At 75.5% G+C, this 19,869-nt stretch carries 14 protein-coding genes and 1 riboswitch; of the genes, 5 read left to right on the top strand and 9 right to left on the bottom strand.

What is annotated here, in order from left to right; translation table 11 throughout:
- From AB0G08_RS25880 to AB0G08_RS25850, 7 genes are all read right to left on the bottom strand, one after another.
- On the bottom strand, positions 1-1,124 hold a 1,124-nt coding region (locus tag AB0G08_RS25880; RefSeq protein WP_358092289.1), incomplete at its 3' end, for an ATP-binding protein.
- Positions 1,121-4,789 (bottom strand): cobaltochelatase subunit CobN, encoded by a 3,669-nt coding sequence (gene cobN, locus AB0G08_RS25875; RefSeq protein WP_358092287.1) that lies wholly within the window; start codon positions 4,787-4,789, stop codon positions 1,121-1,123. The genes cobN and AB0G08_RS25880, both read right to left, overlap by 4 nt.
- A gap of 138 nt (positions 4,790-4,927) precedes the next feature.
- On the bottom strand, positions 4,928-5,140 hold the full coding sequence (locus AB0G08_RS25870) for a hypothetical protein (RefSeq protein WP_358092285.1): 213 nt from the start codon (positions 5,138-5,140) through the stop codon (positions 4,928-4,930).
- Between the two features lie 47 nt (positions 5,141-5,187).
- Positions 5,188-5,317: riboswitch (cobalamin riboswitch) on the bottom strand.
- Positions 5,318-5,650: 333 nt separating this feature from the next.
- The gene (locus AB0G08_RS25865) at positions 5,651-5,797 is read right to left on the bottom strand and encodes a hypothetical protein (RefSeq protein WP_358092283.1); all 147 of its coding nucleotides are present in this window, start codon (positions 5,795-5,797) and stop codon (positions 5,651-5,653) included.
- A 176-nt stretch (positions 5,798-5,973) separates the two neighbouring features.
- Positions 5,974-7,233 (bottom strand): MFS transporter, encoded by a 1,260-nt coding sequence (locus AB0G08_RS25860; RefSeq protein WP_358092281.1) that lies wholly within the window; start codon positions 7,231-7,233, stop codon positions 5,974-5,976.
- Between the two features lie 30 nt (positions 7,234-7,263).
- A complete protein-coding gene (locus AB0G08_RS25855; RefSeq protein WP_358092279.1) occupies positions 7,264-7,599 on the bottom strand; it encodes a hypothetical protein in 336 nt (111 codons plus the stop codon).
- Positions 7,600-7,693: 94 nt separating this feature from the next.
- Complete coding sequence (locus AB0G08_RS25850; protein WP_358092277.1) at positions 7,694-8,944, bottom strand: MFS transporter; 1,251 nt, start codon at positions 8,942-8,944, stop codon at positions 7,694-7,696.
- 157 nt (positions 8,945-9,101) lie between these two features.
- On the opposite strand from AB0G08_RS25850, the gene AB0G08_RS25845 reads away from it, so the two are divergent.
- The 5 genes from AB0G08_RS25845 to AB0G08_RS25825 all read left to right on the top strand — a co-directional run bounded on the left by AB0G08_RS25845 (position 9,102) and on the right by AB0G08_RS25825 (position 17,341).
- Positions 9,102-10,088 carry a LacI family DNA-binding transcriptional regulator gene (locus AB0G08_RS25845; protein WP_358092275.1) on the top strand — a complete coding sequence of 329 codons (987 nt, stop codon included), beginning with the start codon at positions 9,102-9,104 and terminating at the stop codon, positions 10,086-10,088.
- Between the two features lie 130 nt (positions 10,089-10,218).
- Positions 10,219-10,917 carry a phospholipase gene (locus AB0G08_RS25840; RefSeq protein ID WP_358092273.1) on the top strand — a complete coding sequence of 233 codons (699 nt, stop codon included), beginning with the start codon at positions 10,219-10,221 and terminating at the stop codon, positions 10,915-10,917.
- Positions 10,918-11,041: 124 nt separating this feature from the next.
- A complete protein-coding gene (locus tag AB0G08_RS25835; protein WP_358092271.1) occupies positions 11,042-11,971 on the top strand; it encodes an AraC family transcriptional regulator in 930 nt (309 codons plus the stop codon).
- A gap of 296 nt (positions 11,972-12,267) precedes the next feature.
- On the top strand, positions 12,268-16,434 hold the full coding sequence (locus AB0G08_RS25830; RefSeq protein ID WP_358092269.1) for a SpoIIE family protein phosphatase: 4,167 nt from the start codon (positions 12,268-12,270) through the stop codon (positions 16,432-16,434).
- 154 nt (positions 16,435-16,588) lie between these two features.
- Complete coding sequence (locus AB0G08_RS25825) at positions 16,589-17,341, top strand: HD domain-containing protein (protein WP_358092267.1); 753 nt, start codon at positions 16,589-16,591, stop codon at positions 17,339-17,341.
- A 126-nt stretch (positions 17,342-17,467) separates the two neighbouring features.
- Here the strand turns inward: AB0G08_RS25825 and AB0G08_RS25820 are convergent, their stop codons facing one another.
- Positions 17,468-18,316 (bottom strand): HNH endonuclease, encoded by an 849-nt coding sequence (locus AB0G08_RS25820; protein WP_358092265.1) that lies wholly within the window; start codon positions 18,314-18,316, stop codon positions 17,468-17,470.
- A 382-nt stretch (positions 18,317-18,698) separates the two neighbouring features.
- On the bottom strand, positions 18,699-19,664 hold the full coding sequence (locus AB0G08_RS25815) for a DUF559 domain-containing protein (protein ID WP_358092263.1): 966 nt from the start codon (positions 19,662-19,664) through the stop codon (positions 18,699-18,701).
- Positions 19,665-19,869: the final 205 nt, after the last annotated feature.

The raw sequence follows: 19,869 nt of genomic DNA, 5'->3' as shown, positions 1-19,869 counted from the left end.
GCGCCGCCGGCCCCGGCCGGGCCACCGCCCGGGTCGTCGGGGCCCCGGCCGCCCGGCCCGCCGCCGTCGGGGCCAGGGTCCGGACCGCCGCCCGGGTCGTCGTCCGGGTCGTCGTCGCCGGCCCGGTCCAGGGCCTCGTCGAGGCGCTTGTCGTCGAGTCCGGGCGCGTCGAACGGGTTGCGGCGGCGCCGGTGCGGCAGAGCCAGCCGGGCGGCGACCCGCACGTCCTCCACCGTGACCGCGTCCCGGCCGTGCCAGGCGGCGTGCGCCAGCGCGGTACGGGCGGTGACGATGTCGGCCCGCATGCCGTCCACGTCGAACGCGGCGCACACCTCGGCGATCTGGCGCAGCGCGGCATCGGGCAGCAGCACGTGCTCCAGCCGCTGCCGGGCGGCGGCGACCCGGCGGGCGACCTGCGCGTCGGCGTCGGCCCAACGGGCGGCGAACCCGGCCGGGTCGGCGTCGGCGGCGAGCCGCCGGCGGACCACCTCGACGCGTACGGCCGGGTCGCGGCTCGCCCCGACCTCCACGGTCAGCCCGAACCGGTCCAGCAGCTGCGGGCGCAGCTCCCCCTCCTCCGGATTCATCGTGCCGACCAGCAGGAACCGGGACGCGTGGCTGACCGAGACGCCCTCGCGCTCCACGTGGCAGCGGCCCATGGCGGCGGCGTCGAGGAGCAGGTCGACCAGGTGGTCGTGGAGCAGGTTGACCTCGTCGACGTAGAGCACCCCGCGGTGGGCGGCGGCGAGCAGGCCCGGCTCGAAGGCGCGCACGCCCTCGCCGAGCGCCTTCTCCAGGTCGAGCGAGCCGACCACCCGGTCCTCGGCCGCGCCGACCGGCAGCTCCACCAGCCGGGCGGGCCACCGCTCGGCGGGCGGGGCGGCCGGGTGCGGGCCGTCCGGGCAGGACGGGTCGGGGGCGGTGGGGTCGCAGGCGAAGCGGCAGCCGGCCACCCGGTCGACCGGCGGCAGCAGCGCCGCGAGCGCCCGTACGGCGGTCGACTTGGCGGTGCCCTTCTCGCCGCGTACCAGCACCCCGCCGATCGCCGGGGAGACGGCGTTGAGCAGCAGGGCCAGCCGCATGTCGTCCATGCCGAGCACCGCGCTGAACGGGTAGGTGGTCATGAGCGCTCCTCCAGGTCGCCCTCGCTGGCCAGGTACGTCTCGCGGAGCCGGTCCAGGGTGGCCGGCTCGGGCTCGGCCCACAGGCCCCGGTCGGCCGCCTCCAGCAGCCGCTCGGTGATGCCGCGCAGCGCCCACGGGTTGGACCGCTCCAGGAACTCCCGCGTGGTGTCGTCGAAGACGTACGCGGCGGTCAGGTGCTCGTACATCCAGTCGTCGACGACGCCGGCCGTGGCGTCGTAGCCGAACAGGTAGTCGACGGTGGCCGCCAGCTCGAAGGCGCCCTTGTAGCCGTGCCGGCGCATCGCGGCGATCCACTTCGGATTGACCACCCGGGCCCGGAACACCCGCCGGGTCTCCTCGCCGAGGGTGCGGGTGCGCACGTCGTGCGGCATCGCCGAGTCCCCCACGTACGCGGCCGGGGCGGCGCCGGTGAGGTGACGGACCATCGCCACCATCCCGCCGTGGTACTGGAAGTAGTCGTCGGAGTCGACGATGTCGTGCTCGCGGGTGTCCTGGTTCTTCACCGCCACGGCGATCCGGGCGAAGGAGCGTTCCATGTCGGCGCGCGCCTCCCGCCCGTCCAGCCCCCGGCCGTACGCGTAGCCGCCCCAGACGGCGTACACCTCGGCGAGGTCGGCGTCGCTGCGCCAGTTGCGGGCGTCGATCAGCGGCAGCAGCCCGGCCCCGTACGCGCCCGGCTTGGAGCCGAAGACGCGGGCCGTGGCCCGCCGCTCGTCGCCGTGCTCGGCGAGGTCGGCGGCGACGTGCGCGCGCACGAAGTTCTCCTCGGCGGGCTCGTCCAGGGCGGCCACCAGCCGCACCGCGTCGTCGATGAGCGCGACCACGTGCGGGAAGGCGTCGCGGAAGAAACCGGAGATGCGCACGGTGACGTCGACCCGGGGGCGGCCCAGCTCCGCCGTCGGCACCACCTCGACGCCGGTGACCCGGCGGGACCGGTCGTCCCACGTCGGGCGGCAGCCGAGCAGGGCGAGGACCTCGGCGATGTCGTCGCCCTGGGTGCGCATGGCGCTGGTGCCCCAGACGGTGAGCCCGACCGAGCGGGGGTACTCCCCGGTGTCGGCGAGGTGCCGGGCGAGCAGCGAGTCGGCCAGGGCCACGCCGACGTCCCAGGCGTTGCGGCTGGGGATGGCCTTCGGGTCGACGGAGTAGAAGTTCCGGCCGGTGGGGAGCACGTTGACCAGGCCCCGGGTGGGCGAGCCGGACGGGCCGGGCGGCACGAACCGCCCGTCGAGCGCGCCCACCACCCGGTCGATCTCGTCGGTCGTGCGGTCCAGGCGGGGCACCAGCTCGGTGGCGGCGAAGCGGAGCACCGCGGCGGCGTCCGGCACGGCCCGCCCGGCCACCTCCTCGACCACCGCGTCGACGGCGTCGGCGTCCCAGCCGAGGGTCTCCATGCCGACGACCAGCCGGCGGGCCAGGGCCTCGATCAGGTCGACCGCGTCGGCGGCGGTGACGCCCGGCCCGTCCACGGTCTCGGTCAGCGCCTCGGGCACGGCCAGCCGCTCCCCCGGGGCGGCGAGCAGCGCCTGCTCGTCCAGCCCGTACGCGGCAGCCAGCGCCTGCCGCAGGCCGGGCAGCGCGCGGGCGCCGCCCCAGACCTGCGGGGCGCGCAGCACGGCGAGCACGAGGTTGACCCGGGGCTCGCCGGTGGGCACGGCGGCGAGGATGTGCAGGCCGTCGCGGATCTGCACGTCCTTGACCTCGCACAGGTAGCCGTCGAGGTGCAGCACGAAGTCGTCGAAGTCGTCGGCGTCGGGCATCCGCTCGGTGTGCAGGTCGTGGTGCAGCTCGGCGGCGCGCACCAGGTCCCAGATCTGGGCCCGCACGGTCGGCACCTTGGCCGGGTCGAGCGCCTGCACGGTGGCGTACTCGTCGAGCAGCTGCTCCAGCTTCGCCAGCTCGCCGTACGTCTCGGCGCGGGCCATCGGCGGCACGAGGTGGTCGACGACCACGGCGTGCGCGCGCCGCTTGGCCTGCGTGCCCTCGCCGGGGTCGTTGACGATGAACGGGTAGACCAGCGGCAGGTCGCCCAGGACGGCGTCGGGGGCGCAGTCGGCGGCCAGCCCGAGGCCCTTGCCGGGCAGCCATTCCAGGGTGCCGTGCTTGCCCAGGTGCACCACGGCGTCGGCGCCGAACCCGCCGTCGGCGGCGGGCGCGGCCAGCCAGCGGTACGCGGCCAGGTAGTGGTGGCTGGGCGGCAGGTCCGGGTCGTGGTAGATGGCGATCGGGTTCTCCCCGAAGCCGCGCGGCGGCTGGATCAGCAGCACCACGTTGCCGAAGCGCAGCCCGGCGAGCACGATGTCGCCGCCGTCGGTGTAGAGCCCGCCGGGCGGCTCGCCCCAGTGGGCGAGCATCCGTTCCCGCAGCTCCGCCGGCACCTGCGCGAACCAGCGCCGGTACGTCTCCCCCGGCACCCGCGCCTCGGCGGCGCCGAGCTGTTCCGGGGTGAGCCACTCGACGTCGTGGCCGCCGGCGGCGATGAGGGCGTGGATGAGCGCGTCGCCGTCGTCGGGCACCGGGGCGTCGCCGAGGTCGTAGCCGGCGTCGGCTAGGGCGGCGAGCAGCCGGACCGCCGAGGCGGGGGTGTCCAGGCCGACGGCGTTGCCGACCCGGGAGTGCTTCGTCGGGTACGAGCTGAGCACGACCGCGAGCCGCTTGTCGGCCTGGGGCACGTGCCGCAGCCGGGCGTGCCGCACGGCGATGCCGGCCACCCGGGCGGCCCGTTCCGGGTCGGCCGCGTACGTGGACAGCCCGTCGGCGTCGATCTTCTTGAACGAGAACGGCACGGTGACGATCCGGCCGTCGAACTCGGGGATCGCCACCTGCATCGCGGCGTCCAGCGGGGACAGCCCGGCGTCGCTGGCGGCCCACTGCTCGCGGGTGCTGGTCAGGCAGAGCGCCTGGATCACCGGCACGTCCAGGGCGGCGAGCGCGCCCACGTCCCAGGCGTCCTCGTCGCCCCCGCCGGAGGCGTCGGCGGCGACCGTGCCGCCGGCGGCGAGCACGGTGACCAGCAGGGCGTCGCAGCGGGCGAAGAGCCCGAGCGGCCCCGCGCCGGCGGTGAGGCCGCGCAGCGAGCCGCAGTAGATGGGCAGCGGGTCGCCGCCGGCCGCGTCGACCGCGTCGGCGAGGACGTCGACGAACCCGGTGTTGCCGGCGAGGGCGTGCGCCCGGTAGAAGACGATCCCGACGGTCGGCCGGTCCGGCCGCGCGGGCCGCTCGCCGTGGATGCCGTACGTCGGGGTGGGCGCGGGCGGGTCGAACCCCTCGCCGGTGAGCAGCACCGTGTCGGAGAGGAACCGGGCGAGCTGGGCGAGGTTCTCCGGCCCGCCCTCGACCAGGTAGGCCAGGGCCTGGGTGGCCACCCCGGAGGCCACGGTGGAGGCCGCCATCAGCTCCGCGTCCGGCACGTTCTCGCCGCCGAGCACGACCGTCGGCACGCCGGAGGCCAGCACCGCGGCCAGCCCGTCCGGCCACGCCTGCCGGCCGCCGAGCAGGCGTACGACGGCGAGGTCGACGCCGTCGAGCAGCGCGGGCACGGCGTCGGCGGCGACCCGGGCCGGGTTGGCGAGCCGGTAGTCGGCGTCGCTGGCGCGGGCGGCGAGCAGGTCGGTGTCGGCGGTGGACAGCAGCAGGATGCGCACGGGCGGCTCCGGAGAGTGACACCCGGGTCGGCGCGGGGCCGATCGGGCGATGCGGGGGTGGGCGCGGTTCAGCGGTGCAGGCGGGCCGGGATACGGCTCAGCGGTGGGCCGGCGGGGTGGCGCGGCCCGGTGCGGGCGTCAGGAAGGGGCGACGCGGGCGCGGCCCGCGGCAGAGCAACCGGCGGCGGGCACGACACGGCCGACGGCGGGCAGGCCGCAGCTCACGGCGAGGCCGAAGATGGGCACGGCGTGGCCGGACGGGGCTGCGAAACGGCGGCTGCTCACCGGCGCGCTGCCGCGCCGGGGCACGATGCGACGATGATCGTCGATGGCGGAGACGCGGTGCGTCATCGGGTCCTCCTCGGGTGTCCACGCCCTGGGGTCACTCCCGACGGCCGAAGTATCCTGGCTCCCGGATCGACGCTCTCCCCCGGCCTTCCAACCGCACACACACGGCCGTGACTCGCGAGGGGGGATCGCTCCCCGGTGACAGTGGCGGGACCGCGCCGGAATCGCACCGGCTTCCTTCACTGCCGTCAGGCCGCGAATGCTGCCACACCCCGGGGCCGCCGGTCAACGCCACCCCGTCCGGCCAGCGACCCGCCGCCCCGATCGACGAGAAACGATGGGATGATCCATTCGGGCGGGCTTTTGGCATTGTCGTCGGCCGATGCGACGTCGAGGTCTCCGAATGCGCGGGCGGTGGCCCCGAAACGCGCCCGGGGCCGACCCGTCCGGCAGCCGCCTGCGTCCCGGCACCCGCGTACCGTCGCCCTTCTCCAGCAGGCACGTTCCGGCGAACGGGAACCGCCCTTTCCCGCCCGACGTGCCGGCGGAGCGTTCACCACGGTCGACGTCACCTCACCGGTCGGCGGGCCCCGATTCGTGGCCCACGATCACCAGTCGCGCCCGGTCACGGATGGAGAGCATCGTCAGCAACCGGCCGATGCGCGGCCCCACGGTGCCCCGGCTGAGGCGCGGGTGCCGCTCGATCCCGGTGTCGGACATCCCAGGAATGATCACCGTCAACACCTCCCGTTCCCGCCGGGTCACCCCGTCGAGCCGGCCGGGACCCGCCGCGCCGCCGGCACCCGGGCGCACTCGGCGATGAGCCGACGGGTGACGCTCGAAGCCGGCAGCGCCTCGCCGTCGCCGGCCCCACGGCGCGCGGGCGTCCTTCCCCGTCAGGCCGGGTCGCCCGGCGCGGTAGGGCGCGACGCGGCCCACCAGGCGGCGGTCGCGGTGACCGCCACCATCGCGCTGAACAGGAAGGGTGCCCGCATGCCCAGGGCGGTGGCCAGCGCCCCGCCGGCGAGCGCCCCGAGCGCGGCGCAGCCGTAGGAGAGCATCCGGGAGGCGGCGACCACCCGACCGAGCAGGTCGCCGGGCACGAGGCGGTGCCGGACCGACAGCGCGGCCACGTTGAGGACCGCGAACGACGCGCTGGTGGTGACGACGACGACCGTTGCGGCGATCCGGTGCGGCGCGACGGCCAGGAGGGCCGGCGTCCCGGCCGTGACCGCCATCGACCAGGCCAGCACGGGACGATGCCGGAACCGGCCGATCAGCCGGTCGGCGACGAGGGAGCCGGCGAGCCCGCCGGCCGCGCCGGTCGCCAACAGCAGACCGAAGCCGAGCGGGCCGAGACCGAGGCTCTGCCGCGCGTACAGCACGAAGATCGCGAACCAGGCGCTGTCCGCGGCGGCGACTGCCGCACCGACGACCACGAGCGTACGGAGCACGGGTTGCCGGACCAGCCACCGCAGCCCGGCGAGCGCCCCGCGCCTCGCCGGGTCGGCGGCAAGGCTCCGCCCGTCCGCGTCGGCACCCGAGAGTCCCGGGCCGGGGCGGGCGAGACTCAGCGGCAGGGACAGCACGAGCATGACGGCCAGCGCGAGCGAGGCGCCGTTGACGGCGAAGGGCAGCGCCGCACCGATGACGAACAGCATCGCCCCGACCGGCGGACCGACGAACTCGTTGCCCACGATCTCACCCGCCACCAGACGACCGTTGGCCCGCTCGAGCTGGGCGTCGTCCACCAGACGGGGGATCACGGTCTGGGCGGTGGTGTCGCGCAGGGTCTCGCCGACACCGAGCAGGAAGGCGGCGGCGACCACGAGCGCGACCGAGGCCACGCCCGTCGCGACGGCCACGGCCACCGCCGCCAGCACCACGACGCGGCCGGCGTCGGCGGCGGCGATCAGCGCACGGGCCGCGCGGCGGTCGGCCAGCGCGCCGGCCAGCAGGCCGGTGACCAGCCACGGCAGGAACTGCGCCGCGGCCACTGCGGCGACCGCCACCGGGTTGTCGCTCAGCGCGGCGGCGAGCAGTGGAAAGGCGGCCACCCGGATGCCGTCGCCGAGGTTGGCCAGCGCAGCGGCGGTCCAGAACGTCCAGAAGGGACGGCCCAGGGACCGGGACCGATCAGCCATGCAGGGCACCATATCGCCCTCGATCGGCGGGCGGCGGACCCGTCAGCGGGCGCGACGCTCCGGGTGGGCGCGGTTCCAGGCGCGCATCCGCTCCGGGTAGCCGGTGCGGGCGGCCTCGTACAGCGGCACGGCGTGCCTGCGGGCGATCGTCCCGGCGGCGCGCGGCGAGCCGGTGCGGCGGCGGATCCACTCGCCGTCGTGGGCGATCGCGACCACGGTGGTGTCGGTCGCCGTGGTCTCCGGCTCCAGGTAGAACTCCACGCCCCGGCGGCTGGCGACGAACGCCTCCAGCGCGGCCAGGTCCTCGCGGGTCGCCTCCCGGTCGAGCTTCGTGGGGGTCGCGTCGGTGACGCGCGACCGTCGACTGAACCAGCCCATCCCCCGCTCTCCTCTCCTGGGCGTCCTCCCAGTGCAGCACCGTTTCCTGCGAGGCGGCTGCGAACGGGGTGTGAGTGCCCTGCCAGGGGTGGCGTCAGCGGGCCGGCGGGCGGGTGGCCGGCGGGCGGGTGGCCGGCGGGCGGGTGGCCGGCACCAGGGCGAGGGTGGGCAGCAGCAGCACCGGCACGACGAGCAGGGCGTGCAGCGTACCGACGCGGTCGCCGAGCAGGCCGAGCAGCGGCGGGCCGGCGAGGAAGGCCGTGTAGCCGATCACGGCGACCACGCTGACCCGGGCCGGCGCCCGACGCTCGTCGTCGGCCGCCGCGCTCATCCCGACCGGGAAGCCCAGCGACGCGCCGAGCCCCCAGAGCGCGACGCCGGCGACCGCCACCGGTCCGGAGTCGGCGAGCACCGCCACGCCCGCGCCGACGGTGGCGAGCAGGATCGTGGCCGACAGGACGCGCACCCGCCCCCACCGGTCCAGCGCGACGGTGCCCGCGGTGCGGCCCAGCGTCATGCCGACGACGAAGACGCCGAAGACCGCCGCCCCGGCCGCCTCGCTGAGGTCGTGGCCGTCGATGAACGCGACGGCCAGCCAGTCGTTGGCGCTGCCCTCGGCGAACGCCGACACCAGCACCAGCAGCCCGACGAGCAGGGTGCGCGGCTCCCGCCAGGCGGCCAGCAAATCGCGGCGGCGCTCGGCCGGGGCGGCCGACGCGGAGGCGGTGCCGCCCTCGGCCGCCGGCAGGAACGACCGGACGGCCAGCAGCGTACCGAGCAGCACCACCGCCGCCAGGGCGGCGAGGTGCGCGGCGACCGGCACGTCGAGGCGGGCCGCCCCGGCGCCGAGCCCGGCGCCGGCCACGGACCCGAGGCTCCACGCCGCGTGGAAGCGGGGCATGACCGTACGCCCCAGCCGTCGCTCGACCGCCGCGCCCTCGACGTTCATCGCGACGTCGCAGATGCCGGAGCCGTAGCCGAGGGCGCACAGTCCCACCGCCACCCCGGCCAGGGATCCGGCCAGGGCGGCGACCCCGGTCACGGTCAGCCCGGCCGCGACGACCACGGTGGAGAGGGCGACCGTGCGGGCCGACCCGAGCCGCTGGGCCACCAGGCCGGCGGTGGGCATCGCGAGCAGCGCGCCGACGGACATGGCGAGCAGGAGCAGCCCGAGCCGGCCCGCGCTGAGCCCGAGCGCGTCGCGGGCGGCGGGCACCCGGGAGAACCAGGTGGCCACCGCCAGTCCGTTGAGCGCGAACACCACGGCCACGCCGGTGCGGGCGGCCAGCACCGCCCGGGGTACGGCCGGGATCGGCGCGGCGGGCGGGGCGGCGGTGTGGCTCACGACGGCGGTCCTCTCGCCTCGGGTCGGCTGCCGCCCGATCACACCCCTGAGAGCGCTCTCAGAGCAACCCGACCGCACCCCTTACCGTCGGCGCGCCGAAGGGGGATGATTCGGGTCGACCGTCCACGCGCGGCGGCCGACCACGGGGAGGACCGGGATGACGACGACACACCGACCACCGACCCTGGAGGACGTCGCCCGGGCGGCGGGGGTCTCCCGGGCCACCGCGTCGCGGGTGATCGCCGGCACGGGCTACGCCTCCCCCGCCGCGCGCGAGCGGGTGAACGTCGCCGCCGACCGGCTCGGCTACGCGCCGAACCTGGCCGCCCGCGCCCTGGTCCGGGGCACCGGCGTCCGGCTGGTGGTGGCGGTGACCGGCACCGCCGCGACGGTCCTCGACGACCCGTACGTCCACCGGGTGCTCGGCGCGTGCGCCCGGGTCTGCGCGCCGCACGGGCTCGGGGTGACGCTGCACTGGCTGCCCACCCGGACGCCCGGCGAGGTGCGCCGGCTGGCCGAGGACCGCGGCGTCGGCGGGATCATCCTGATCAACACCACCGAGGCGGTGCTGGCCGCCGTCCCGGCGGGGCTGCGCGGCCGGGTGGCCTCGATCGGCATCGGCTCCGCCCTCGTCCCGGCCTTTGACGTCGACAACGGCGGCGGCACCGGGGCCGTGGTCCGGCACCTGTACGCCACCGGGCGCCGCCGCATCGCCATGGTGACCGGGCCCCGCTGGCTGTCCTGCGCCGGTCGCTCGGTCGGCGCGTACCGGCGGCTGGTGCGCGACGCCGCCCTGCCGGAGCGGCTGGTGCCGGGGGACTTCAGCGCGGAGCGCGGCCGGGCGGCGGCCCGGGAGGTGCTGGCGCGCTGGCCGGACACGGACGCGATCGTCGGCAGCAGCGACGCGACCGCGCTCGGGGTGATCGACCAGTTGCGCGGCGACGGCGTCCAGGTTCCCGGCGACGTCGCGGTGACCGGCTTCGACGACATCCCGCTCGCCGCGATGACCACCCCCGCGCTGACCACGGCGACCCACCCGGTGACGCAGATCGCCACGGCGGCGGCGACGGCCGTGCTGGACGGGCGGCCGGTCCCGCCGGCGACGATGTTCCCGTCCCGGCTGGTCCGCCGGGTGAGCGGATGAGCCGCCCGGGAAGAGGGAGGCACGCCGGTGCAGGGGCCACGCCAGCCCGAGGCCGCCCCGGTGGGATTGGTCGACGGGCTGGCGGGTAACCGCCCGCGCATGCCCGCCCAGGACGAGGAGCGGTGATCCCGTGGCCGAACCCGCCCCGCCGCACCGGCAGCCGGAGGAGAACTCCCGGCACGGCCGCCTCAGGGCCCGTCCGGCGCCGCCGACCGCCCTGGCCGCCGCCGGGCTGGCGTCGCTGACCGACCCGCGGGGCGCCCCGCTGGCGATGGTGTACGCCCCGCCGCCGGTCGACGGCCCGCCGTACCGGCTGGTGCTGCTCCTGCACGGCGCGGGCGGCTCGGCCCGGCAGGGGCTGGACCTGCTGCTTCCGGTAGCCGACGCGCACCGGCTGCTGCTGGTCGCCCCGAAGGCGGTGGCGAGCAGCTGGGACCTCATCGTCGAGGGCTTCGGGGCGGACGTCCGACGCATCGACGAGCTGCTGGCCACGGCCTTCGCCGGCTACCCCGTGGCGCGGGTGGCGTTCGGCGGGTTCTCCGACGGCGCGTCGTACGCCCTCTCCCTGGGCCTGACCAGCGGCGACCTGGTCGACGCGGTGGTGGCCTTCTCCCCCGGCTTCGCCGCGCCGCTGGTCACCCACGGCCGGCCCCGGATCTACGTCTCGCACGGCGCGCAGGACCCCGTCCTGCCGGTCGACGTGTGCAGCCGCCGCCTGGTCCCCCGGCTGCGCTCCCTCGGCTACGACGTCACCTACGACGAGTTCCCGGGCCCCCACGAGATCCCGGAGACCATCCGCACCCGCGCCGCCACCTGGCTGACCCCCTGACCCCCGCCCCGTCGATCATGGAGTTGTGGTGGGCGATGTGGGATGGTCTGCGGCTTTTGCCGAGCACCACGACTGCATGATCGACGCGGAGCGGGCCGGCGGGGGGAGTGGCTAGGATTCGGGGGTGGATCCGCTGACCGGGCTGTTGGACGGGCCCCGGGCCCGGGGCGCCTTCCTGCTCCGGTCGATGCTGGAGCCGCCGTTCGCGCTGCGCATCGAGGACCGTGCCCCGCTGACCGTGGTGGCCCTGGTCCGTGGCGCGGCGTGGGTGGTCCCCGACGACGGCGGGCCGGTCGCGCTCGGGCCGGGCGACGTGGCGGTGCTGCGCGGCCCGGACGGCTACCTCGTGGCCGACGACCCGGCCACCCCGCCGCAGGTGGTCGTCCACCCCGGGCAGCGGTGCACCACGCTGTGGGGCGAGCCCCTGGCCGAGTCGATGGCGCTGGGCGTACGCACCTGGGGCACGGGCACAAGCCGCTCCACGGTGCTGCTGACCGGCACCTACCAGCTGCCCGGCGAGCTGAGCCGGCGGCTGCTGACCGCCCTGCCGCCCCTGTTGGTGGTCGGCGGCGAGGAGTGGCGCAGCCCGCTGGTGGCCCTGCTCGCCGACGAGGTCACCCGGGACGCGCCCGGGCAGGAGGCCGTCCTCGACCGGCTGCTCGACCTGGTGCTGATCGCCGCGCTGCGGACGTGGTTCGCCCGCCCCGGCGCCGCGCCCGCCTGGTACGTCGCCGCCGCCGACCCGGTCGTCGGCCCGGCGCTGCGGCTGCTCCAGAACGACCCGGCCCGCCCCTGGACGGTCGCCTCCCTCGCCGCCGAGGTCGGGCTCTCCCGGGCGGCGCTGGCCCGGCGCTTCACCGAGCTGGTCGGCGAGCCGCCGATGACGTTCCTCACCGGGTGGCGGCTGGCGCTCGCCGCCGACCTGCTCCGCGAGCCCGACGCCACCCTGGGCGCGGTCGCCCGCAAGGTCGGCTACGGCAGTCCCTTCGCGCTGAGCAGCGCGTTCCGCCGGGTCCACGGCGTCAGCCCCCGCGACCACCGCCTCGCCCGCTGACCACCACGGACGGGTCGCGCGCTGGCTGCCACGACGGGTCGCCCTGACCGCCCGGACAGGGCGCCCGCTGACCGCCCGGACGGGTCGTCCTGACCGCCACGGACGGGTCGCGCGCGAGTCGGTGACTCCGGGCGGGTCCCGAGCGGCGACGGCGGCCGCTGAGGTGCGGGTCGGGTCACGTCGATGGACGGTTCGGGCGTAGCCGGTTGGGGAAAGTGTCCCCGGCGGGACGATGAGGGGCAGGGCACGGCGGCTGCTTGCGACCCGGAAATCAACTCGGGGACAGGGGGCCGGACGTGGAATCCGAGCAGCACATCGGACCGGCGGACGCCGGGGCGTCCGTCCACGCCCTCTTCGCCGGTGACGACCCGACCAGCGCCGCGCACCGGGCGACCGACTGGGCGGCCACTCCCCTGGGTCCGGTGGAGACCTGGCCGCCGGAGCTGTGCGCGGCGGTGCGCACGGTGCTGCCGTCGAAGATCCCGATGCTGCTGTGGTGGGGCACCGAGCTGGTGCAGATCTTCAACCACGCGTACACCCCGGTCCTCGGCGACAAGTACCCGGCCGCCATCGGCCAGCCGGGCGCGGAGTGCTGGCCCGAGGTCTGGGCCGAGCTGGGCCCGCTGACCGACCAGGTGCTCGCCGGCGACGGCGCCACCTACGCCGAGAACCAGCTGCTCCTGCTCGACCGGCACGGCTACCTCGAGGAGACGTACTGGACCTTCTCCTACAGCCCCGTGCGCGCCGGGCACGACCGGATCCCCGGCATCTTCGTGGCCACCACGGACGTCACCGCCCGGGTGCTGGGCGACCGGCGGCTGGAGACGCTGCGCGAGCTGGGCTCGGTCTCCATCGCGGCGGCGGACACCACCCGCGACGCCGTCCGGGCGTCGGCCCGGGTCCTCACCGGCAGCGCGGCCGACCTGCCCGCCGCGATGATCTACCTGCGTCCCGAGGGCGCGCCGCCGGGCAGCGACCCGGCCGGCCCCGCACCGGGCGGCAGCCCGTGGTCCGACGGGGACGACCTCGTCCTGGCCGCCTCGGTCGGCGTGGCCGACGACGACGCCGCCGCGGGCCCCGGCTGGCTGGCGGAGATCGACGAGGTCGCCCGCACCGGCCGCCCCGCGCGGGTCCGGGGAGTGACCCTGCCCGGCGACCCCCGCGCCCAGGCCGGAGCCATCTCCGGGGTGCCGGTGGACGAGGTGGTGGTGCTGCCCCTGCTGGCCACCGGGCACGCCCGCCCGGCCGGCGTGCTGGTCGCCGGCATCAGCCCCTTCCGGGAGCTGGACCAGGCGTACCGGGGCTTCCTCGACCTGGTCGCCAATCGGGTCTCGACGGCGCTGGGCGACGTGCTGGCGTACGAGGCCCAGCGCCGCCGCGCCGCCGCGCTGGCCGAGCTGGACGCGGCGAAGACGGAGTTCTTCACCGACGTCAGCCACGAGCTGCGCACCCCGCTGACGCTGATCGCCGGGCCGGTGCGGGAGAGCCTCGCCGACCGGCGGGAGCCGCTCCCACCGGGCCAGCGCGAACGCCTGGAACTGGTGCACCGCAACACCGGCCGGCTGCGCAAACTCGTCAACGACATGCTCGACTTCGCCCGCCTGGAGAGCGGCCGGCTGGACGCCGAGCGGGCGGAGACCGACCTTCCGGCGCTCACCGCCGGGGTCGCGGAGTCCTTCGCGTACGCCATGCGCCAGGCGGGGCTGAGCTACCGGGTCGAGGTCGAGGCGCTGCCGCGCACCGCGTACGTGGACCGCGACATGTGGGAGAAGGTGGTGGTCAACCTCCTCTCCAACGCCCTGAAGTACACCCTGTCCGGGGCGGTGCGGCTGCGGCTGCGAGGCGACGACGAACGCGTCACGCTGACCGTCGACGACACCGGCGTCGGCGTCCCCGCCGACCAGCAGCCGCTGCTGTTCCGCCGCTTCCACCGGGTGAAGGGTGCCGCCGGGCGGTCGCAGGAGGGCACCGGCATCGGGCTGGCGCTCGTGCAGGAGATGGTCCAGCTGCACGGCGGTGAGGTCAGCGTGCGCTCGGTCGAGGGCGAGGGCTCGACGTTCACCGTCCGGCTGCCGTACGGCCGGGCCACCGCCACGGCCACGGCGCCTCACGAGCCGGCCCACGAGGCGTACGTCGCCGAGGCCCTGCACTGGCTCCCGGCGGCCGTGCCCGCCCCCGCGGACCGGACCGGCGGCGACGCCCGGGGCACCCCGACGGTGCTGGTGGTGGACGACAACGCCGACCTGCGCGCGTTCCTCGCGAGCCTGCTCGCACCCCACTACCGGGTGGTCGTCGCGGCCGACGGCCGGGAGGCGCTCGACCGGATCGCCGAGCGGGTGCCGGACCTGGTGCTGACCGACGTGATGATGCCCCGCCTGGACGGCTTCGGGCTGGTCCGGGCGCTGCGCGCCGACCGACGTACGGCCGGGCTGCCGATCATCGTGCTCTCCGCCCGCGCCGGCGAGGAGGCGGCGGTGGAGGGGCTGCGGACCGGGGCCGACGACTACCTGGCCAAGCCGTTCTCCGCCGAGGAGCTGTTGGCCCGGGTGGGCGCGCACCTGGAGCTGGCCCGGTTGCGCAACGAGGAGGCGACCTGGCGGGCGGCGCTCATCGAGTCGTTGCAGGACGCGTTCGCCGTCGTCGACGCCGACGGGGCCCTGGTCGAGGCGAACGAGGCGTTCTGCCACCTGGTCGGCACCGTCCGGCTGGCGGCCCCGGTCGCGCCGCCGCACCCGTGGTGGCCGGAGGCCGACGCCGCGCCCGCCGACCGGCGCCTGCTGATCGACGTGCTGCGCACCGCGCGGGGCTCCGACCGGGGGCGGGTCACCCTGCCGCTGCGGCACGCCGACGGGCAGCGGATCTGGGCCGAGGCGGTCTACAACTCGCTGCGGGAGCCGCGTACCGGCCGTCGCCTCTACGTCGCCACGCTGCGCGACGTGACCGCCGAGGTCCGGGCCGCCGCGCGGCAGTCCGCCCTGGCCGCGCTCTCCGGTCGGCTCGCCCGCGCCACCGACGTCGCCGAGGTGCTCGACGCCGGCCTGTCCGAGCTCTGCACCCTGCTGGACGGCACCCGTGGCCTGGCGGTCTGCGCCGACGCCGCCGGCACGCCACTGGTGGTGACCCAGGGCCTGACGCTGACCGCGCAGGTGCAGCGGGCGCTCGACGGGCTGGCCGCGGAGGGCGAGCCGCAGCTGGTCCTCGACGACGCGGGCCGGGTGACCGCGGTCGGGGCGCGCGTCGAGCCGGGCGGGTCAGCCAGCGGGGTGTGGCTGGAGCTGGATCCGCCCCGGTCGGTGCCGACGGTGGACCGGCCGCTGGTGCGGCAGCTCTGCGCGGCGCTGGCCCAGGCGCTGGTCCGCGCGCGGGCCTTCGAGACCCAGCGGACGGTGGCCCTGGCCATGCAGCGGGCGATGCTCGGCCCGGTCGACCTGCCGGCCGGCTTCGCGACCCGCTACCAGCCGGCGGTGGCACCACTGGAGGTGGGCGGCGACTGGTACGACGTGGTCCAGCTCCCCGGCGACCTCGTCGGCGTGGTGGTGGGCGACGTGGTGGGGCGGGGCCTGCCCGCCGCCACCGTGATGGGTCAGCTGCGCAGCGCCTCGCGCGCCCTGCTCCTGCAGGCCAAGAGCCCCGCCGAGGTGCTCTCCGCGCTGGACGACTTCGCCCGCATGGTGCCGGGCGGCGCCTGCACCACCGTCTTCTGCGCCATCATCGACCGCTCGCTGGGCGTGCTGCGCTACTCGTCGGCGGGCCACCCGCCGGGCATCCTGGTGCACCCGGACGGCTCTGCCGACCTGCTGACCCGCGCCGGGTCGGTGCCGCTGGCCAGCGTGGCGGTGCCCGGCCGGCCGGAGGCGGGGGCGCAGCTGCGGCCCGGTTCGACGCTGCTGCTGTACACGGACGGGCTGGTCGAGCGGCGTCGGGAACTGATCGACGCCGGCATCTCCCGGGCGGTCGCCGCGCTCACCCAGGGCCGCGAGCTGCCCGAGGGGGCGCTGGCCGACCGGATGGTCCGGGACCTGCTGCCCGACACCCGCAACGACGACGTGGCGGTGCTGGTCTACCGGCATCGCGAGCCGGCGGTCTTCACCGCGACGCTGACCGCCGACCCGGGCCAGCTCGCGCCGACGCGGGAGGCGCTGCGGGAGTGGCTGACCGGCCTCGGCATCGGCGAGGCCGACGTCGACGCGGCCCTGATCGCGGCCGGCGAGGCGTGTGCCAACGCGATCGAGCACGGCTACCGGTTCGCCCCGGACGCGTCGGTCACCGTCCGGGGGCGGCTGCGCGCCGACCGCCTGGAGATGGTCGTCAGCGACACCGGCGGGTGGCGGGAGGCGACCCCCGACGACAGCGAGCGCGGCCGTGGCCGGCTGATCATGGCCCGGCTGATGGACGAGGCCACCGTGGACGGCAGCGTCGACGGCACCACCGTACGCCTGGTCAAGCGCGTCTCCGGCGCCTGAGCGGATGCCGTACGACGGGGCGTCGCGGCGCCCGTCGGCGCGGCGTTCCGGCGCCCGTGGGCCCGGCGTCGCGGTGCCGTCGGCGCGGCGTTCCGGCGTCGGGTGGCCGACGTCAGGGGCCCCCGGGGCGGTGAAGATCGGCTATAAGTGGCGCATGGAGTTTCCCGCCTACCTGGCCACCATGCCGATGCACGCGATCACCGAGATCCACGGCGAGCCCGGCCTGCTGGCCCGGTTCCGGCTGGAGCTGCGCGCGTTCGACGAGGCCGCCCGGGCCCGGCTCACCGAGGCCCTCGACCTGGCCGCCGAGCTGCACCGCGACGACCGGCGGGTACGCGAGCCCTACCTGAACCACCTGCTGCGGGTGGCGATCCGGCTGATGCACCACTACCAGGTCCGCGACGTCGACGTGATCGTCGCCGGCCTGCTGCACGACGCGGTGGAGGACCACCCCGACGAGCTGGCCGCCACGGCCTCCGGCGAACCTTCCGAGGCGCACGACGGCGGGGACGCCACCGCCGCCGCCCTGGCGGCGCTCGCGCAGCGGTTCGGCCCGCGGGTGGCCCGCCTGGTCGGCGCGGTCACCAATCCGGCGTACGACCCGGGGCGGGACAAGCACGTCCAGTACCGGGAGCACGTGGCGGCCAGCCTGGACCGGGAGCCGTGGGCCCGGGTCATCAAGATCTCCGACTTCACGGACAACGGGGTGGGCGTCATCCACACCGTCGGCCCGAAGGTGACCTCGTCCGCCCGCAAGTACCGCCCGCTCGTACCGGTCTACCGGGACCTCGTCACCCGGCCGGACACTCCCCTGTCGGCGCCGGTGAAGGAGCACATCCTCGGCCAGCTCGACCTGGCCGAGGAACGCTTCAGCGCCATCCTCGACGAACCACCCCACCCGAACTGACCGCGTCTCCCATGATCGGTTGACGTCGACCTCGGCTACGGGTCAGGCCGCCTTGTACACGGTGTCGAGGTGCCATTCCAGGAACTCCGTGTTCGGTCGGTCGGCCCGGCGATCCGGAACAGCTATCTACTCGCCCGCCTTGGCATAGAACTGGTCCCCGTTGCCGAACTCGCTGCGGAGCCGAGGGCTGACCACAAGCCGGTACTTCGGATCCACGCCCAGGTAGCCCTTGTCGAAGAGGATGTGCACGTCCGATTTCAGGAGCAGACCGTTGTCCAGGCGGTGCTCGCCGCCTCTCGGCAACGGTCGGATGTGCGCGGCCTGCAACACCGGCTGGACCCTGTTGCCGGTGATCGCGCAGCGCCGGCCGTACGCCCCGAGCACCACGGCCTTGAACGACTGCTGGCCCAGCCGCTGGGGCACCAACCGTGGGTCCCCGTACACCGGGCCGGGACGATGCCATGGTGCACTCAGGTCGAGTTCGACCTGAGTGCCGATCAGGCGGTGAATCAGCAGTTCGAAGTAGTCGCCCCAGACCGCGTCTGCAAGGTCGTACGTCTTGCCCTGCACCACGTTCGGCTTGAACTCCGGCGGCGGGCCGACGGTGGACTCGTCGGGGAAGAAGGTTGCGTCACGCACGAAGATGCAGCCGATGACGGGATCTTCGTCGGGCGCAATCGGCTGCCTGCGGTAACGACCGACGCTGCGGCGCATCTCCTGGATGCTCGCCGCCCCGTTGGCCTCCCCGAACAACTCCCACGCCTCGGAGATTCGTAGCTGGGCGAAGCCGCTGAAGAAGCCGCCACCGATGACACGGTTGAGAGGATGGTGGGCTTTGAAGAAGAAGGGTTCGCCAACTGTGAGCGCACGAAACCCGCCGCCCGACGGCCGCCAGAAGTTGACCTCGTTCAACTGTGGACGGACCGCCAGAAATCGGTACCACTTCTCGTCCGTGACCCCCACGAAGGCCTTCACGCCGACAAGCGTGCCTTCACGTTGATCTCCGCGCCACCCGCCGAACGGTCCATGCCTCCACAAGTGAGACGGTCAAAGCCGCCTCTCCCAGGTCTTCGGGTCGGTCGCCAATACGCCCTTGCCATGCTGCCGGCGGATCATCAGCGCCCCCAGCCCATATGCGCAGTCCCCTGATTAACGCCGCCTTCCTAGCGCATGTCGGCGATCGAGGGCACCTGTCCCCCCGCTTCAACTCACTGGATCTGACGCTCGATCACTCGCTTGATCGGTTGATGGGCAGCCGGAGCGCGAGGGCGAGTTTCACCGGTTACCCGTCAAACGATCGTGTCGGCATAACCGTGCCCCGAGACGGGCCGCCGCTCACTCCGTTGAAGCGCCGCCCTCAACTTGGGTTGCGCGTGGCGCCCTGTCTGCGGCGGGTCGCCAGGATGGCGAGCGTCTCGCGACGCACCTCGTCGGGTTCGTGGCACAGCCGGCGGTGGGTGAAGCGGACGACGAGTACGCCCCTGGCCGCCAGCAGTGCGTCGCGTCGCAGGTCGATCTCGCGTTCCCGCGGGTCGGCGTGGGCCGTCGCGCCGTCCAGCTCGATGTCGACCAGCTCGGCCTCGGCGAACAGATCGAGGTAGACGACCCGTCCGCCCAGTCGCACCCGCACCTGCCGCTCGAACGCCGGCATTCCCGGCCCGACGAAGACGTGGTCGTGTCCCCAGATCTCCAACGGACTCCGGCAGCCGGCGGCGAGCCGGTCCAGCAGCCCTCGCAGTGCGGCACGATCCGTCAGCTTCGGCGCGGTCGCCAGCGCGGCGGCGATCCGCTGCGGGGTGGTCAGGCGGTCGTTGACCGCCCTGATGAGGGGTGCCGGCCGGTCCATCGGAGGCAGCAGCGGCCAGACGTCGACGAGCGTCCGGTCCAACCGGGTGACCGGCTCGCCGTCGCGTACCAGCGCATGAGGTGGCTCCGCGGCGAAGGACCGGCGATGGTGTACGACCAGATGCGGCCCGCTGCGCAGCCCCGCCCCGATCGGCACGTTCAGGTGCACCGGCTCGCCGGGCGGCTGACTGCGCAGCTTCCACACGTCCAGGGCAGTGAGGTGACTCAGCGCGCCGCGCCCGCCCGTGTAGGCCACGGCAGCCCGGCGGGCCAGGAGCGGGGTGACCCGGGCCAGCGGCGGCGCGCTCTCCACGCCGTCGACCAGGGCGGCGTCCACGTAGACCCCGGGCAGAAGCCGGAACAGGCGTCCGGAGCGCGACGCGTCCTCCAGCACCCAGCGCGGGAGCACCTGCGAGGCGGCGCGTCGGGTGACGAGTCCGCCGTTGCGGTCGACCAGGGCCCGCAGCACAGAGTTCACGCCGCCGACCGTGCCGGACGCGGCCGCCACCTGCCACGTAGATCCGCGACCGCTGTGGACGACGGCTCGCCTGTGGACAACCCCCACCCGCGCCCGAGACCGTGCTAAAGCGCCAGTGATCGTCTGTCGATCACCCGGAGGCCACCCACCACTTTGGCCGGGTTTCCAGCAGATGATTGAGCGCCATTCACGGCTGCACCGCGGG

Source organism: Micromonospora sp. NPDC023644, assembly GCF_040640115.1.
Classification (GTDB): domain Bacteria; phylum Actinomycetota; class Actinomycetes; order Mycobacteriales; family Micromonosporaceae; genus Micromonospora.
The sequence above is the reverse complement of the archived record's forward strand: the minus strand, read 5'-3'. Positions and strand labels throughout refer to the sequence as shown.